The sequence below is a fragment of the Acinetobacter seohaensis genome, assembly GCF_056431365.1.
Genome location: NZ_JBWKMK010000049.1, coordinates 29450 through 46618, shown reverse-complemented (window position 1 = coordinate 46618; position 17169 = coordinate 29450). Strand labels below are relative to the sequence as shown.

The window sequence follows — 17169 nt, the reverse complement described above, 5'->3', positions numbered from 1 at the left end:
CTGTTTTAGAAGCAGGAATATCAATGCAAAAGCACTGAATAATTTTTTTAATCTTATAGTGACTTAATTTACTGTTTTCTATCATGATTCTAGACTAACATATCTATTCTGCTAGTCTAGAGCCTTAGGTATTACTCCTGTTATACCTTTCAGCGTCCTGCCGTTATATTATTTATTATTGTTATTCTTGCTTTTAGAAACATCCTGTTTCTGTATGTGTTAAATATAAAATGAAAGCTGATCTTTGCCTAGCGTCAATTTTCTGCAGTGCATGTAAGCTAAAACGTACAACGATATATCGGTAAAATATAGATCAATAAACTGGATTTATTTAATTTTAAGTATTTGATTATATTTAATAATTATCTTATTCAATAAAAAATCTCCCAAATTCATTTTCTTGTACTTGGGAGATTTGAACAGCAGAAAGATGCAGTAAGTATGCAAATTGATTACATCAACTTAATACCTTGTTGTCCTGCTGGGGTCACTCTAAAGATTTCAACTTCAAAGGTAATATTTTTACCCGCTAAAGGGTGGTTAAAGTCTACTTCAGTCACATCATCGTTGACAGATTTCACCACGCCATAGAGGCTTTGTTTGGCTTTATCTTCAAATTCAATCATGTGTCCTTCAACTGGATGTTGCTCAAATTTAACCGTATCAAAAGTTTGTACGTTTTCAGGATTCCATGGACCAAATGCTTCTTCAGGTGGAAGACTCACGGTACGACGGTCACCTGCACGTAAACCAAATAATGACTTTTCAAAACCAGGTAATAGGCTGCCATCGCCCATGACCAAACTTACAGGTTCAGCGCGGCTACGGGTGTTGTCAATTTCTACACCATTTTCAATGGCGACAGAAAAGTGCAATTCGACTTTTGAGCCATCTTCAATACGAGTTTCATCATTTGGATTAATAATTTCAGTCATGTTGCGCCTGCGCTCGTTCAATTCGGTGCTTTTCTAGGAAAAACGTATCAATTAACAGCAGAATGGTGCCAAGTGTGATGGCACTGTCTGCAATATTAAAGGCAGGGAAGTGGCTGTTGTTGTAGTACACGTGAATAAAATCGACCACGTAGCCAAGACTGACCCGATCAATTAAATTCCCAATCGCACCGCCTAAAATCAAGGCAATCGCCAAAGGCAGTACGATGACATTTTTTGGCATACGCATTAGCCAAAATACAAAAATTACAGACACTAAACCTGCCAGTGAGGTAAAGAAATAACGTTGCCATCCACCTGCATCGGACAAGAAACTAAAGGCAGCACCATAGTTATGCAGTAAAGTCCAATTCAAAAAGGGCAATACAGGCACTGGATCTGCGTAATTCAGATGCGATACTGCAATCCATTTGGTCCATTGGTCGAGAATAATCGCGACAATGGACAAGCCCACCCACCATAAATTATGTGGATAGAACTGGAATAAGCCCTTTTTGTGTTGTGGATTAGGCATATTTTCTCTCTTCGCCTTGACCTGTTGGAAGGTTGATAATACAACGTGAGCACAAACCTGGATGTGCAGAATGTGTATTCACATCAGGGAGTACATGCCAGCAACGTACGCATTTTTCGCCATCTGCTGCAGAAACTTTCACGTTCAAGCCATCTAAATCAGAGGCTTCGCCTTGTGCAGCATCAAAGCTATTCACAATCACTTGTGAAGTAATCAGAACAAAACGCAGCTCATCGCCTAGTTTATCCAATACGGCTTTGAGTTCGTCATTCGCCCAAAGCTCAACTTTAGCAGACAGGTTGGAACCAACGGTTTTGGCAGTACGTGCAGCTTCAATGAATTTATTGACGGCAGATTTAACTGCAATTAGGGTTTGCCATTCCGCTTCTGCCAAGATGTTGGCTTCAGAAGCCACTGGAATGTCATACCATTCTGCAGTGAACACGTATTTTTCTGATTGCTCAGGAATTAGCGGCCATGCTTCTTGTGCAGTAAAGCTTAAGATTGGTGCCATCCAGCGAACGAAAGCCTGAACCAAGTGATACAAAGCGGTTTGTGCAGAATGACGTGCTTGAGAATCAGCCTTGGTGGTGTATTGACGGTCTTTGATGATGTCTAAATAGAATCCACCCAAGTCATTGATACAGAAATTCGTCAAAGCATTGGTCACGACATGGAAATTCATATCTTCATAAGCTTGTTGAATGGTTTTCTGTACATCAGCTGCACGTTGTAAGATGTATTGATCCAGTGCAATCAACTGATCTACAGGCAGTGCATTTGTAGCGGGTTTGAAGCCATTTAAGTTGGCCAACAAGAAACGCAAGGTGTTACGGATACGACGATAACCGTCAGAGGCACGGCTAAAGATTTCCTTACCTGCGGTCATTTCATAGCGATAATCCGCCGATGCAATCCAGAAGCGTAGGCCGTCTGCACCCATGTCTTTAATAATGTCTTGTGGGGTAATAATGTTACCCAACGATTTCGACATTTTGCGACCTTTTTCATCCACCACAAAGCCGTGTGTTAACAAGCCTTTATATGGTGCGCGTTCATTGATTGCAATCGAGGTGAGTAATGAAGATTGGAACCAACCACGGTGTTGGTCTGAACCTTCAAGATATAAATCGGCTGGGTCTTGCAACTCTTCACGCTCACGTAGTACGGCGTAGTGGGTCGTGCCTGAGTCGAACCATACGTCTAATGTATCGCGTACTGCATTGTAGTGCTCGGCATCATCACCAATGAAGTCTTTGGCTTCACGGTTGTACCAGCCATCAATCCCTTCTTGCTCGATCAGTTTTGCAACGTCTTCAATCAATTCAGGTGTACGAGGGTGTAATTCGTTGGTGTCTTTGTGTACGAAGAATGGAATTGGCACACCCCAAGTACGTTGACGTGAAATACACCAGTCTGGACGGCCTTCAATCATGGCTTGAATACGGTTTTTACCCCAATCTGGCACGAAGCTGATCTCATTTTCGATCGCATTCAATGCACCTTGACGTAAACCTTGGTTATCCATGCTGATAAACCATTGTGGTGTCGCACGGAAAATAATTGGAGTTTTATGACGCCAGCAGTGTGGGTAGCTGTGTTTGATTGGGTGATGTGCCCACAGCTTATTGCTTTCTGCCAAAGCCGCAATAATTTGTGGGTTGGCTTTGTAAATGTGCTCGCCTGCAAAAATTGGTGCGGTTGGTAAATAAACACCATTGCCACCAACCGGATTATCGACTTTTAGGTTGTATTGTAAACCGACTTTATAGTCGTCCACACCGTGACCAGGTGCGGTATGTACTGCACCGGTACCGCTGGCAGCGGTGACGTGTTCACCTAAAATGACAGGTACTTGACGGTCTTGAATTAGTGGGTGTTGCAAGATCAGGTTTTCAAGTTTGTCACCAGTAAAGTCTGCCAACACTTCATAGCTGTTAAAGCCATAGCGTTCAGTTGCTGACAGTACCAATTCTTTGGCCAAAATAAAGTTTTGTGGTGCTTTTTCATCGGCACGTGCCTTCACCAATTGGTATTCAATTTCGGCATGTAATGCAACGGCTTGGTTCGCAGGTAAAGTCCACGGTGTAGTCGTCCAAATGACGATGTCAGTGGCATCATTCACTTGCACATCCAAACGTGCAGATAAATCGGCTAAATCGACCACAGCAAAACCGACATCAATTGCATCGGATTTTTTATCTTCATATTCAACTTCGGCTTCTGCCAATGCAGAACCACAGTCCAAACACCAGTTCACAGGTTTAAGACCCGGTTCAATATGACCTGCTTTGGCAATTGCACCCAATGAACGCACGATATCGGCTTCTTGCTTGAAGTTCATGGTGAGGTAAGGATTGTCCCAATCACCAAATACACCCATACGCACGAAGTCTTTTTTCTGTAATTCGACTTGGGTGTAAGCATATTCGCGACAGGATTTACGGAAAGTCGAAGCATCGACTTTTACACCCACCTTACCCACTTTTTCTTCTACTTTAAGTTCAATTGGTAAACCGTGACAGTCCCAACCCGGAACGTAGGGTGCGTCAAAACCATCCATGACACGGCTTTTAATAATAATGTCTTTCAGGACTTTATTGACCGCGTGACCCAAGTGAATTTGACCATTGGCATACGGAGGGCCATCGTGAAGCACATATTTTTTCTTGCCAATACGCGATGCACGAATCTGCTGATAAATGTTGTCGGCATACCACTCTTCTAACCATTTCGCTTCACGTACTGCGAGATTTGCTTTCATTGCAAATTCAGTACCTGGGAGGTTTAGCGTGGCTTTATAATCCACTGCATTTTCAGGAGTTTGCTTATCGCTCATGCAAGTTGTCTTCCAGTTGAATCAGCCCATGGACTGACGCGTTTTACATTAAATATTTAGGGTAAATTAAAAAGGGAAATTTGGATGATCTTGTCGAAATTCAAGAAGTTTTTCAACATCATCATCAATTCCCGCTTTGAGTGCTTCAAGCGAAGGGTAATTTTTTTCGCCATGTAAATAGTTTAAAAATGTGACCCGCATTAATAAGCCATACAGATTAGCAGAAACATTGGGGAAATGTACTTCTAATCGCCATTCGGGCTGTACTTGTTGGATGGCTGGGCGCGTACCCACATGTCCTGCACCAAACAGACTGTTCGGGCTGTAGCCTGCAACACCCGTTTTATCGGGATGATCATGTTTGACTTTTTCACTTAAAGCGGTGGTTTCACACACCACTTCAACGCCATAAATGCCATTTAAGCAGGGTTTATGGCGGTTTAAGCGCACATTAATGGTTGGAAAATCTAGGGTACGACCAATTTGATCGCCATATTGGACGCGCCCTGTAATGCTATATGGGCGTCCAAGCAGTTTGGCTGCCAGTGCCAAATCGCCTGCTTGTAAAGTTTGACGAATACGGGTTGAGCTAACACGCTCACCATTTAGTTCAATGGTGTTTAAATTGGTGACCTGAAAGCCATAGTTGCGCAAAAACTCGCTATTGCCTTGGCGGTTTTTACCAAAATGGAAGTCATCACCCAAGACCAAATGCGAGGCATTCAGGGTATCTTTTAAAAGTTTTGCAAAGGCTTCGGCGCTTAAACTGCGGAAATGATTGTCAAATTTCGCTACTGCAATGTAGTCGATGCCCAATTCAGTCAGATATTCGACTTTTTCCCGCAAAGAACTGATACGTGGCGGGGCATCATAACCTTTAAAAAATTCCAGTGGTTGTGGTTCAAATAGCATCACCACCGTTTTTAGTTGTTGTGCGGCAGCCACTGCTTTGAGTTGTTGAATCATCGCCTGATGACCGACATGCACGCCATCAAAATTGCCAATGGTCACGGCAGTTTGAGCTAAGTCGGTGGTAGAAGATAAAGCATTCAGGCGGAGCAGCTGCATGGTCGAATGAAAGTTGAAAATTTGTAAGAGCTATATATTGCCATATTCTCGCGCTTTCGTCTTGTTGTTGTGTTTTTAACCTGAAAAATTATCGAAAAATCAGGCAAAATCCGACAATTTAATCTGCAAATCGCAATCGGGTTTGCACCGCATTCAAATTTCTTTTCTAATGGGGCGGTTTTAATGAACTGCACGAGTAGATGGCTATGAATTCTGATTTTGCTTTAATTATGGCATTGCCCAGTGAGTCTAAAGGCTTGTTTGAGCAAGCTGGGATTCAGGTGCATTACAGTGGCATTGGTAAAGTGAATGCCGCATTTAAAGCCTTTGAAGTGATTCAGAAAACAGGCTGTAAAACCTTGCTCAATTTAGGCACTGCGGGCAGCTCCCATTTTGATGCGCATGCTTTGGTGGAAGTGAGTCAGTTTGTACAGCGAGATATGGATGTTTCACCGTTGGGTTTTCAGGTGGGGGTGACGCCTATGGATCAGGAGCATCCTGCAGAAATTGAGCTGGAACGCTATTTTGAGCATTTACCTAACGGAATTTGCGGTACAGGCGATAGTTTTGAAACGGGGACACCGAAAGTGCCGTGTCAGTTGGTTGACATGGAAGGCTATGCGATTGCCAAAGTCTGTAAAAAACTAGGCGTGCGCATGTTGTCGGTCAAATATATTACCGATGGTGCCAATGATACGGCACATTTAGACTGGGAAGAAAACTTGTTGCTAGGCGCACAAAAATTATTATCGTTATATCAAAGTGTTAAGTAATACAGTTGCCCAAAACGCCACGACCCGAGTAAAAACTAGGGTCGTGAGCTAAATTCGGATATTTGTTCAGGTTGGCGCGATTATTCTTGCGCTTCCTGTGCTAGTTCAGCCGTGACAACAGTTGCTTCTGTAGCATTGATTTCGTCCTGACGAGGCACAATACCGTACAACATCATGTGAACCGTGTGTTGTAAAACGCGTTGCAGCATACTGCGGTTACGCAAGGTTTTACCTGTGACCATTTCCATTTGTGTGGCAAAGTCAGCATAGTTTTGGGTAATGGCCCAAATATTCAAAATGAGCAGTTCAGGGTCAATCTGTTTCGACAGTTTGCCTTGTTCTTGCCACATGGTAATGACTTTGGCTTTGCGTTTTACCAGTTTTTTCAGAGGACCTTTTAAAATTTCCTGAATATGTGGCGCACCTTGAATCACTTCTAAAGCAAATAGACGTGATGCTTTCGGTTGAGTACGGGAAACCTCAATTTTCTGTAACAGATAATTGGTAATCGCTTCTTCTGGCTCAAGTTCGGCTTCAAGCATTTGTAAAGGCGCAAGCCATTTTTGTAGTACTGTGGTCAGTACTTCAACATAGAGCGCCTCTTTATTTTCATAATAATAGAAAATATTCGACTTATGCATTTCTGCAATTTGTGCGATTTCATCCAAACTTGCACCGCTAAACCCGTATAAGGAAAATACGTCGAGTGCAGCATTGAGAAGCTGATGGCGTTTTTGTGTACTCTTTTTTTGTTCCATTCGTAATTTTAAAACAATGAAAAAAGGGAATTATTAATTGTACGGCAAATCATCAGGCTTGTGCATCCTTTAAAGATGTATTTTTAAAATATTTTTAGTTTATTCTGTAGCTTAGCTATTAAATCCGTTAAAAGCATAGTTACAGAGGGGGAGTATCTTGCTTTTGTATTTTTTGACTGAATGAATAAGTTTTTTGAATTTTTTATATAAATGATAAAAGTAAAGTTTCTTCCTGCCTTGCATCAATTTTATTTAAAAAAACTAAACAGTGGTGTGGATGCTGCCAATTTTGATCATCCGTACAATGTCGTGCTGACAGATATAGGTGTGATGACCTGATTTAATCGGCAGCATGTTCCACGTGAAACATGTTTGGATTTTGGTTGTGCAGTATCATTCAACCTGTCAAAAAACCTCACTTAGAGCCGTTTTTTACACACAATTGAGTTGCGTTGATAGTTATATAAAGCCTGACGTGCATCGGGTAAATCATCGACACTGGCAGGAGCAAAGCCCTGTTCTAGAAACCAGTGTGCGGTGCGGGTAGTTAAAATAAATAATTGCTGAATGCCCATGGCTTTGGCTTTATCTTCTAAATAATCCAAAATTTGGCGGCCACGGTTGGATTTACGATAAGCAGGATGAACCGCGACACAGGCAATTTCGGCAGACTTGAGTTCATGACCTGTGGTTGGAATTGGATATAGGGCGGCACAGGCGAGAATCATGCCGTCACGTTCAATCACTGCAAATTGTCCAATTTCATTTTCTAGACGCTCACGTGAACGATAGACCAACACGCCTTCTTCTTCTAAAGGACGTAATAAACGAATCAAGCCGCCCACATCCTGAATATTGGCCATGCGGACTTCTTCATAGTGTGCATCACTCACCATCGTCCCTGAGCCATCGCGAGTAAACAGTTCTTCGAGTAAAGCACCATCGTAGGCATAGGAAATGAGATGTACCCGATGTACGCCGTTTAATGAGGCATCTTGGGCTGCATCTAAGTGTAAAGCCAACTCTGGATGATGTTGCTGAGCATCTTCAATATATGGATTTAAATGTTGCGGATGAACTTCACGTTGCAATTGACCTTCAGCATTTTGCAAACCGTGTTGTGCGCCTAGGAAAATCAGTTTGTCGGCTTTTAATTGAATGGCAGTTTTGGTTGCCACTTCTTCGGCTAACAAGTTGAACACTTCACCTGTGGTGGAATAACCTGTCGGGCCGAGCAACACAATATTATAATTTTCTAAATGGCGTTGAATGGCATCGGCATCTACCGTGCGGACTTCGCCAGTCAGTTGATAATCAACTCCATCACGAATGCCATACGGTTTGGCAGTAATAAAATTGCCCGACACCACATCAATCCGTGCGCCGTACATAGGGGAGTTAGCTAGCCCCATCGACAATAAGGCTTCAATTTGCAGGCGAATTGAACCGACAGCATTCATGACACACGATAAAGATTCACGAGTGGTGACACGACGTTGCAAATGAAACGGTGTATCAATTTGGCTGAATTTTAAGTTTTGATTAATTTGTGGACGCGCACCATGTACCAAAATCAAACGAATACCAAGCGAGTGTAGTAGGGCAATATCATGAATAATGTGCTGAAAGTTTTCATGCAAAACCGCTTCACCATCGAACATAATCACAAAGGTTTTATTGCGGTGGGCATTGATATAAGGCGCAGAATGTCTAAACCAATGCACATATTGTAAGGTTGTGCTGTGCGGGTTTTCAGTTGGAGTCATTCGTTGGCCTGCTGTAATGATCGATGGTGCTGTCTTTGATTCTAATCAAAAAATTCTGCAGCGGAAGACTAAATATAAAAAAACACCTGAATGGTGCTTCAGGTGTTGTGGAGAAATGCTATTTTTCAGCTCAGGCTGAACGGTTTTAGCCAATAATACGAATAATACGCTGGGTGCGCTCATTAATCAGCACATAGTCACCGTTGACTTTATACCACTGCTGATAACGACCTGTGTTGGGTAAACGACGTGCTTCACGATCACTGACTTTGTAGCGGTTCGCATCATATCCGCGTGGGAGGTTTTGACCTACACGCCAGTCACGACTTGGATTCACGCGTTTTTGATCATAACGCTTTTGTTCCCACTGTGCAGGATGACGTGGATTGTCCCAGCGCTTGTCTTGATGTTTATATGCTGCACTCGCTTGATGACGACGATCATCATAACGATGGTCGGGTGCTGCCATGGCCGATGTTGCGATAATTGCGCTTAAAGACAGTGCTAAGGTGCTGAGTAATTTTTTCATGGGATTTACCTTCAGTTTTAAATATGGGTTGATGTGTCCAAATTAATCAAATACTCAAGATAAACGATGGTGGAAATTGAGGTGAATTGTGAGTTTTATGGAGAAAACAAGGAGAGCCCGAGCGGGATATTTCACAGCAATGTGATGAGTGTGGGACATCACTCTATAAAAAAAGCCCAAAGTGGACTTTGGGCTATGGATTTAGAGCTTGTGTACGCGTAACAGTAGATCTATAAACCTGCGATACGCAAAATATGGTGGTTTTCGACATCGACCAAAATGTAGTCTTGGTTGATTTTATACCATTGTTGTTTGCGTTCAGGGCGGGGCAAGTTATGTTCCTGATAATCGACTTTATAACCATTGCCACGATAATGCTGCGGCATGACATAACCCGTTTGCCATTTATGTTGCTGTAGACGTTTTACACCACGTTCTTCACGCATGCGGCGTTTGTCTTGCATACGCTCTTCAGCATCGGCACGAAATTCACGTTTATTGTGTGCTTGGTGACGAGGATGGTCAGCAGAGTCTCGATCAAATTGAGGAGCGGCAGTTGCAAAATTGCTGCTTAGTAAAGCACTGAAAGACATTGCCAGAACTGTCAAAATCTTTTTCATGTAAACCCCTCATTCTCTCATCTTGATATCACAGTTCATACTTTAACCATTAAATGCAGAGAAACTGTGAAGAAAGCACATGAATTTTTTAAATACGCTCTGCAGGATGCGGCATGGTATTGATTCTATTATGCGACAAAATACGAAATTTAGTAGCTATCGCTCAGAAAAATAGGCTAGATAATTTTTGTTGTACTCAGGAAAGGATGAGGCATCACCATAGCAGCGTACTGCTATGGTCTGCTTTAGTTCCAATGTTCAGTTAAGCCTTGTAAAGATTGCACAGCGATGGCAACACATTCGGCTGTTTCACGATCATCCAAAGCCACAATTAAATGCTGACCTAATTGCAAGCTTTCAATACTTTGAATCACGGCAGTTTTACGTTGAATATCAGTCATCACAATTTACCTAATGCTTGTTGTGGAGATGCATCAAGCATAGGTGATGTATGTTAATTTGTAAAACCGTTTAATTTTATAAAATCAATTCAGCAAAACGATTAACACCCCCCCGTTGCCGTGATTTTTGCTTAATAGGCGTAGTTTAAATCGGTATAGTCGGTCAGTGATTTTTGAATATGTGCATTGATAAATTCGCGTACATCTTCAGTACTCATTGGTGCGCCTTGCTTGCTAATCACGTGTTCAATTTCAGGTTGCCCTTCAATTTTAATACGATAAACAAAGTTTTTAACCACTTTGTAGGCATCGTCCAATTTTTCAATGCCTGTGACATAGTGGTAAGCATGTTCAAAATTAAGATCGGTATGTGAAAATACAAACTGATCAAACAGTTTGATTTTCTGACCATTGTCGAGTGCCTGAATGTCATCTACGATGCTGGCTTCAAACTTCATGCCATATTTTTCAGAAATAGGCTGACCATCAATCAGTAAAGACACCATACCATCTTCAAGTGGTGTCACGGTGATGTTGTTTAATTCAGTCATGTTGCTCTCTGCATCGTTGAGGTTGAATTGAAATGTGAAGCATGGCAATCAGGCTTTGTGCTGCCAAAAATAGGCAGGGTAGAAACCTGAAGATGCTTGTGCGATGCCATTTTACCGCAAATCCATGCGCAAAAATTGGCAATATGCTAGGTTAAGTCCATAAAAAAGGAAGCAAGCGCTTCCTTTCTTCGGATCAAACCACAGGACTAATCCTGTGCATCAATACTCTGACCATTCATGTGCAAGCTGTCATCGCCCATTAAATATAAATAGGCAGGCATGATGGCATCGGGTGTAGGTAATGTTTTTGGATCTTCATCTGGATAGGCTTTGGCGCGCATGGCAGTACGGGTTGCGCCTGGGTTAATGCAGTTGTAGCGAATATTCGGATGCACCTGTTCTTTGGCAAATAACTGGCTCACCGCTTCAATTGCAATTTTAGATACCGAATAAGCACCCCAGCGTTCACGTGCTTCACGACCTACACCAGAACTGGCAAACACCACTGAAGCATGTTCCGATTTTGCCAAAAGCGGCAATAATTCCTGAGTGAGTACAAATGGCGCACGTAAATTCACGGCCATGACATCATCCCAAACATCGGCAGGGTAATTTGCCAACTCAGTTCGTTCACCTAAAATGCCTGCATTATGCAAAATACCATCCAAACGTCCGAATTGTTTGTCTAGGGTATCGACCAGTAATTCATAGTCTCGTGGTGAAGCACTCGAAAGCTGTAGCGGCAAAATAGCAGGTTGCGGTGCGCCTAAACTTTCGATTTCATCATAAATCACTTCAAGTTTATTTAAGGTACGACCATGCAGCACTACGGTTGCTCCGTGTAGCGCATAACTGAGGGCAGCCGCTCGTCCAATACCATCACCCGCACCGGTAATGAGGATAATACGATCTTTGAGAAGATCGGGGCGAGGTTGATATTCTGAGTATTTCATGGGCATCCCTCCTGTTCATTTCTTATTGCTTATGGGTTGAGTTTCATGTCATTGCTTTGCAAGACTGATTCAAGCATGGGCACTGCTGTTTTGCGTGGCAGCTTGTAGCACCAATTTGTCCAGAACCGTATGTAATTCAGTCACTGAATCCACTATACAATCTGCTTGCCACGCTGTTAAGTCATCTTTGTGTTGTAACGGTAAATAACCGTAAGCGGCCAGAATGGTGTACATATTGGCATTGCGGCCTGCATCAATATCACGTGGATGGTCGCCCACATAAATACAATCTTCAGGGGCAATTTCAATCTGTTTGGCTGCCAAATACATGGGTTCTGGGTCAGGTTTGGTGTGGCTGACATCTTCAGGGCAGACCAAAACCGCACAGCGGTCAGTTAAATTCAGTGCCTTGAGTAAGGCTTCACTGAGCCAGCGCGGTTTATTGGTGACAATACCCCACGGAATTTGACGCTGTTCCAACGCATCAAGCAGTGGATACATGCCTTCAAACAGATCAGTTTCGACTGCAATATCTGCACCGTACAGGTCTAAAAAGCGCTGTCGATGGGCCAAAAATACAGGGTCATCTACCTCAAGTTCTGGATAGACCAATTTGACCATCGCCCGCGCACCTTCAGATACCTGTGTGCGAATGGCGTCTGCTGCCACAATCTCACAGCCTTTATCGCGGCACATATCTTGAATGATGCGAATAAAATCTGCAGCGGTATCAATTAAGGTGCCATCGAGGTCAAATAAAACCGCCTTCATTCTGTTGCCTCATTGACCGTGTAGACCATGTAGTTCACATCCACATTTGGTGCTAACCAATAGCGCTTGGTGAGCGGATTGTAGTGTAAGCCTGTCATATCTTTTAGTTTTAAACCCGCTTGGCGAATGTCGTGTGCCAATTCAGACGGTTTAATAAATTTATGATAATCGTGTGTGCCTTTGGCTAACATGCGCAGCACGTATTCTGCCCCAATAATGGCAAATAGGTATGATTTAGGGTTGCGGTTAATGGTAGAGAAAAACACATGACCACCTGGCTTGACCAGTTTTTGGCAGGCTTGAATAATTGAGGCAGGGTCAGGTACGTGCTCCAACATTTCCATGCAAGTCACCACATCGTATTGACCAGCTTGCTCATCTACCAATTGCTCAACGGGAATTTGGCGATATTCAATATTGTGTACGCCTTCTTGTTCTGCATGCAGGCGTGCCACGTTTAAAGGTGCTTCGCCCATATCAATTCCAAGCACATTGGCACCGCGACGAGCCATGCTTTCTGCCAAAATACCACCACCACAGCCGACGTCTAGCACTTTCTTGCCTGCCAAGCCGCCTGCGTGCTCATCAATCCAGTTTAAGCGCAGTGGATTAATCATGTGCAGGGGACGGAACTCGGAATGCTGATCCCACCATATGGCTGCAAATGCTTCAAATTTGGCAATTTCTTGTGGATCAACATTCAAATGCGACATGGGTGCCACCTCAATTGGGTCGTGATAATTGGAAAAATAGATATAAACCCTAGTGTAGCGTTAATTCTAAAAAAAGCGATAAAAGCTGTAAAAAAGTTCACAGAAGGAAAACGAAATCAGCATAATTGATTTATAGTGTTGCCATACACTAAACAGAATGATTTAGAGGATTATAAACGCAATGAAAAAATTCCTTTTAGGTAGTTTGGCAACAGCCATCTTTGCTATTTCTGGTAGCACTATGGCGGCAAATTTTGTAGCAGGTAAAGATTATAGCGTTGTCGCCAACCCGGGTAAGGTTGATGTACCGGGTAAAATTGAAGTGCGTGAGTTCTTTTGGTATGGCTGTGGTCACTGCTTTACTTTAGAACCATATATGCAAACATGGTTACGCCAGTTACCTAAAGATGTGAATTTTGTGCGTACTCCTGCAGCCATGAATCCTGTTTGGGAAATGAATGCACGTGGTTATTATGTGTCTGAAGCTTTGGGTGTGCGCAAGAAAACTCACTTGCCACTTTTCCATGCCATTCATGACAAAGGTCAGCAAATTTTTGACCAACAATCACAAGCTAAATTCTTTGTGAAATATGGTGTACCTGAAGCGAAATTTAACAGCATGTTTAACTCGTTTGCGATCACCTCTAAAATTTCACAAGCTAAACAATTGGCGCGTCAGTACCAATTGACAGGTGTACCTGCGGTGGTGGTGAATGGTAAATATATCGTTCAAGGCGATAACGGCAAAGTGATTCAAGTAGTGAACTACTTGGTTGATCAAGAGCGTAAAGCTAAGAAATAAGCAGATGCAATAACAAGATGATGCAAGGCTGAATCAGCAGCGCATCGCTAAAAACCGCAATGATTGCAACGTCATTGCGGTTTTTTTAATGCAGGTTAAAAGTGTGTTGTATGTTTAATCTGCGACAGGCTGCGGACGTTGCCAGTGGCAAATGCCACGAAATAATAAATGTACTTGAGTAATGGTTTGTTGAATAAAACGCTGCTGTTGTTCAGGTAATTTTTCGGCTTCAAATTGGCGTTCTAAACCAATCCAGCTCATTGCCCAATTTAACGATAAATTAATTAAAATATTGGCCAGAATGTGAAAATCTTCAGCATGCTGAAAATGTTGTACGCTTTCGACCCGTTGTAAATCATTAGCTAAATCTTCAATTAAAAAATCAATTTCACGGGCGATGGCTTGCCGTAAAATGGTCGAACCGCCCCAGCGTTCGGCAATTAAAAAAATCCATTGTTGTGGATGTTGATCGACAGATTTAAAAAATAGGGTCAATGCCTTTTCGGTCTGTGCATCGGGTTGGTATAAATAAGCTTGTCCCAACTGATACAAAATACCTTTAATGTGCAAGGCAACTTGATCGACCAAATCTAGCCCCAACTCATCCATATCTTGAAAATGCCGATAAAATGCGGTGGGCACCAGTCCAATCTGTCGTGAAATTTCTCTTAAGCTAATGCTGCTAAATGCACGTCCTGCGCTGCAAAGTTGCAGCACTGCATCCATAATTGCCTGACGACTTTGTTGTTTTCGTTCTTCCCGAATCGACATTGTATTTCCTGATTCTGCCAGTGCCGCGCAGTCTAACAAAAACCTGTGTTTCACGATAATACTAAAAGATGAATGAAGCCACTTTGTAAAAATACAGGCAAAATTTACCGAAACAGCACACGTCAAGCTTTGGAAAAGCGACCTGCGCTGTGGCATCTGTTATACTTGCGGGCAATTTATTTGAGCCAAAAATAAGGACACATTATGCGTATTGACCAACGAGCTTTAGATCAATTACGTGAGGTAAAAATTACCCGTAACTATACTCGCTATGCTGAAGGTTCAGTGTTGGTAGAGTTTGGTCATACCAAAGTTTTGTGTACCGCAAGTATTGATAACTCTGTACCGCGCTTTTTAAAAGGGCAGGGACAAGGTTGGGTAACTGCAGAATATGGCATGTTGCCACGTTCAACTCATACCCGTAGTGACCGTGAAGCGGCGCGTGGTAAACAAAGCGGACGTACACAGGAAATTCAGCGCTTAATTGGTCGTAGCTTGCGTGCCATGGTCGATTTGAAGAAACTGGGTGAAAACACCATTACCATTGACTGCGATGTGATTCAGGCCGATGGCGGTACCCGTACTGCAGCCATTACAGGTGCAGCAGTGGCATTGATTGATGCTATGAATGTGTTGCTAGAAAAGAAAAAAATTAAGCATGATCCATTAAAGGGTTTGGTGGCTGCAATTTCTGTGGGCATGTACCAAGACCAAGTGTTATTGGATTTGTGTTATGAAGAAGATTCAAATTGCCAGACCGATTTAAACGTGGTGATGACACAAGCAGGTGAATTTATTGAAATTCAGGGTACTGCTGAAGACAAGCCGTTTAATCGTGTGCAATGTAATGCCATGTTAGAAATGGCAGAAAAAGGTATTCAGGAATTGGTAAAAAAACAGCAGCAGGCTTTAGGTTGGTAAGCTGAATTTTTTAAAGTTTTTCTATTGTTTAAAAACGCATCTTCGGATGCGTTTTTTTATGGATGAGGTTTAGATTGCGATAGGAGGCGTGAAGCAAAAAACTACAATATTGCAGGATGCGTTCTTTTAAGATGGAAAACTGTATGCAAAGAGACTGAATGAAAAGAGGAGGAAAGCATGAAACTACTAATTATTTTAATGTCTGCCATGATGTTGTTTTTAACTGCATGTGATTCACGTACTGAGCGTGAAAATGAAGACAATCGTAGTGTACTCGGTCAAGCTTCTGACAATGACAATGACAATGACAATGACAATGACAATGACAATGACAATGACAATGACAATGACAATGACAATGACAATGACAACGACAACGACAACAAGGATGATGATTAAATTCAAAATTGAGGCATAAAAAAAGGAGGCTCATTTGCCTCCTTAAAATCAATTTTTGGAAAAAATTAAGGGTGCAGATTGCACCCTTAATTTTAAAAGTAATCGTTTACGCATTAAAACGCATTGATAAATCCACAGCTTTGACATCTTTGGTTAAAACACCCATCGAAATATAATCTACGCCTGTACTAGCCACTTCACGTAAATTTTCAATGGTGATGTTGCCCGACGCTTCAAGTTTACAACGACCTGCCACATGCTTGACCGCATCAATCATTTGTTGCTGGCTAAAGTTATCCAACATCACAATATCAGCTTTGGCTTCAAGGGCTTGATTTAGTTCATCCCAAGTTTCCACTTCAACTTCTACAGGTTTGCCCGGAGCAATGGCATGTGCTTTGGCAATTGCCTGAGTAATGCCGCCTGCTGCCATAATGTGATTTTCTTTAATCAAAAAGGCATCAAATAAGCCTAAACGATGGTTTTGTCCACCACCGACCGTGACAGCATATTTTTGTGCAATGCGTAAACCCGGTAAGGTTTTACGGGTATCTAGCAGTTTGGTATTTAAGCCTTCAAGTTGTTGCACATAGGCTGCGGTTTTAGTCGCAACAGCAGACAGGGTTTGCACAAAATTCAGCGCAGGGCGTTCTACCGTTAACAGGCTGCGTGCAGAACCTGCCAATTTCAAAAAGGCTTCATTGGCAGCAACGTGGTCGCCATCATTTTTTAACCACGTGACTTGCACATTGGCATCGTATGCTTGAATCAGGGCATTTACCCACGGTTGACCTGCCAAAATCATGTCTTCACGGCTAATAATGGTGGCAGTGGCCTGCTCATCTTCAGGGGTCAATAATGCGGTAATATCACCATCGCCAATATCTTCTTGCAAGGCTTGCTGAATATTGATTTGGATGGATTGTTCAAGCAAAGCTGGAGAGATGCTCATAAGATTTTCCGTGTCGATCTTGCCCATGAAAATTGCGCGTTATATTAACACTGTTCTGCGTCAGGATGTGTTTTTTAGCCACGTTCGGGTGTAATTTAAGATGTTCATTGTCACG

General features: G+C 42.5%; 19 protein-coding genes and 1 pseudogene. 4 read left to right on the top strand and 16 right to left on the bottom strand.

The features are described from left to right. The 5 genes and pseudogenes from AC07E5_RS08560 to ribF form a co-directional block, all read right to left on the bottom strand. Positions 1 to 85 (bottom strand): annotated as a pseudogene (locus AC07E5_RS08560) (IS1595 family transposase); the annotation flags it as partial. Positions 86 to 452: 367 nt separating this feature from the next. Further along, the gene (locus tag AC07E5_RS08555; RefSeq protein WP_004974037.1) at positions 453 to 935 is read right to left on the bottom strand and encodes an FKBP-type peptidyl-prolyl cis-trans isomerase; all 483 of its coding nucleotides are present in this window, start codon (positions 933 to 935) and stop codon (positions 453 to 455) included. After that, a complete protein-coding gene (gene lspA, locus AC07E5_RS08550; RefSeq protein ID WP_004974039.1) occupies positions 928 to 1467 on the bottom strand; it encodes a signal peptidase II in 540 nt (179 codons plus the stop codon). The genes AC07E5_RS08555 and lspA overlap by 8 nt, the downstream gene beginning before the upstream one ends. Then, positions 1460 to 4306: an isoleucine--tRNA ligase gene (ileS, locus tag AC07E5_RS08545; protein WP_317098373.1), complete on the bottom strand. Its 2847-nt coding sequence runs from the start codon at positions 4304 to 4306 to the stop codon at positions 1460 to 1462. The genes lspA and ileS overlap by 8 nt, the downstream gene beginning before the upstream one ends. A gap of 66 nt (positions 4307 to 4372) precedes the next feature. Next, positions 4373 to 5374, bottom strand: a complete 1002-nt coding sequence (gene ribF, locus AC07E5_RS08540) for a riboflavin biosynthesis protein RibF (protein ID WP_178867014.1) — start codon at positions 5372 to 5374, stop codon at positions 4373 to 4375. Positions 5375 to 5580: 206 nt separating this feature from the next. On the opposite strand from ribF, the gene AC07E5_RS08535 reads away from it, so the two are divergent. Beyond that, entirely contained in the window at positions 5581 to 6147 is a 567-nt protein-coding gene (locus AC07E5_RS08535; RefSeq protein WP_004974047.1) for a phosphorylase family protein, read from the top strand. Positions 6148 to 6227: 80 nt separating this feature from the next. Here the strand turns inward: AC07E5_RS08535 and AC07E5_RS08530 are convergent, their stop codons facing one another. The 9 genes from AC07E5_RS08530 to ubiG all read right to left on the bottom strand — a co-directional run bounded on the left by AC07E5_RS08530 (position 6228) and on the right by ubiG (position 13209). Then, positions 6228 to 6905 (bottom strand): TetR family transcriptional regulator C-terminal domain-containing protein, encoded by a 678-nt coding sequence (locus AC07E5_RS08530; protein ID WP_317098107.1) that lies wholly within the window; start codon positions 6903 to 6905, stop codon positions 6228 to 6230. A 419-nt stretch (positions 6906 to 7324) separates the two neighbouring features. Next, entirely contained in the window at positions 7325 to 8671 is a 1347-nt protein-coding gene (argA, locus tag AC07E5_RS08525; RefSeq protein ID WP_154320155.1) for an amino-acid N-acetyltransferase, read from the bottom strand. A gap of 145 nt (positions 8672 to 8816) precedes the next feature. Further along, complete coding sequence (locus AC07E5_RS08520) at positions 8817 to 9200, bottom strand: RcnB family protein (protein ID WP_179995461.1); 384 nt, start codon at positions 9198 to 9200, stop codon at positions 8817 to 8819. 230 nt (positions 9201 to 9430) lie between these two features. Continuing rightward, a complete protein-coding gene (locus AC07E5_RS08515; protein ID WP_104852768.1) occupies positions 9431 to 9820 on the bottom strand; it encodes an RcnB family protein in 390 nt (129 codons plus the stop codon). Between the two features lie 245 nt (positions 9821 to 10065). Further along, on the bottom strand, positions 10066 to 10221 hold the full coding sequence (locus AC07E5_RS08510) for a hypothetical protein (RefSeq protein ID WP_004974054.1): 156 nt from the start codon (positions 10219 to 10221) through the stop codon (positions 10066 to 10068). A 131-nt stretch (positions 10222 to 10352) separates the two neighbouring features. After that, complete coding sequence (locus AC07E5_RS08505; protein WP_004974057.1) at positions 10353 to 10772, bottom strand: hypothetical protein; 420 nt, start codon at positions 10770 to 10772, stop codon at positions 10353 to 10355. A gap of 206 nt (positions 10773 to 10978) precedes the next feature. Further along, positions 10979 to 11725 carry a YciK family oxidoreductase gene (locus AC07E5_RS08500; RefSeq protein ID WP_004974058.1) on the bottom strand — a complete coding sequence of 249 codons (747 nt, stop codon included), beginning with the start codon at positions 11723 to 11725 and terminating at the stop codon, positions 10979 to 10981. A gap of 69 nt (positions 11726 to 11794) precedes the next feature. Next, complete coding sequence (locus AC07E5_RS08495) at positions 11795 to 12496, bottom strand: HAD family hydrolase (protein WP_498625236.1); 702 nt, start codon at positions 12494 to 12496, stop codon at positions 11795 to 11797. Further along, positions 12493 to 13209: a bifunctional 2-polyprenyl-6-hydroxyphenol methylase/3-demethylubiquinol 3-O-methyltransferase UbiG gene (gene ubiG, locus AC07E5_RS08490; protein WP_004974063.1), complete on the bottom strand. Its 717-nt coding sequence runs from the start codon at positions 13207 to 13209 to the stop codon at positions 12493 to 12495. Before ubiG ends, AC07E5_RS08495 begins: the two co-directional genes overlap by 4 nt. Before the next feature lie 181 nt (positions 13210 to 13390). On the opposite strand from ubiG, the gene AC07E5_RS08485 reads away from it, so the two are divergent. Then, positions 13391 to 14011, top strand: coding sequence for a thiol:disulfide interchange protein DsbA/DsbL (locus AC07E5_RS08485; protein WP_004974070.1), 621 nt, complete (start codon positions 13391 to 13393; stop codon positions 14009 to 14011). 114 nt (positions 14012 to 14125) lie between these two features. Here the strand turns inward: AC07E5_RS08485 and AC07E5_RS08480 are convergent, their stop codons facing one another. Next, the gene (locus AC07E5_RS08480; RefSeq protein ID WP_178867114.1) at positions 14126 to 14782 is read right to left on the bottom strand and encodes a TetR family transcriptional regulator; all 657 of its coding nucleotides are present in this window, start codon (positions 14780 to 14782) and stop codon (positions 14126 to 14128) included. Positions 14783 to 14986: 204 nt separating this feature from the next. On the opposite strand from AC07E5_RS08480, the gene rph reads away from it, so the two are divergent. Next, positions 14987 to 15703 (top strand): ribonuclease PH, encoded by a 717-nt coding sequence (rph, locus tag AC07E5_RS08475; RefSeq protein ID WP_004974074.1) that lies wholly within the window; start codon positions 14987 to 14989, stop codon positions 15701 to 15703. 177 nt (positions 15704 to 15880) lie between these two features. Further along, the gene (locus tag AC07E5_RS08470) at positions 15881 to 16102 is read left to right on the top strand and encodes a hypothetical protein (protein ID WP_179994338.1); all 222 of its coding nucleotides are present in this window, start codon (positions 15881 to 15883) and stop codon (positions 16100 to 16102) included. 106 nt (positions 16103 to 16208) lie between these two features. On the opposite strand, the gene nadC is transcribed toward AC07E5_RS08470, so the two are convergent. Beyond that, a complete protein-coding gene (gene nadC, locus AC07E5_RS08465; protein WP_004974082.1) occupies positions 16209 to 17054 on the bottom strand; it encodes a carboxylating nicotinate-nucleotide diphosphorylase in 846 nt (281 codons plus the stop codon). Positions 17055 to 17169: the final 115 nt, after the last annotated feature.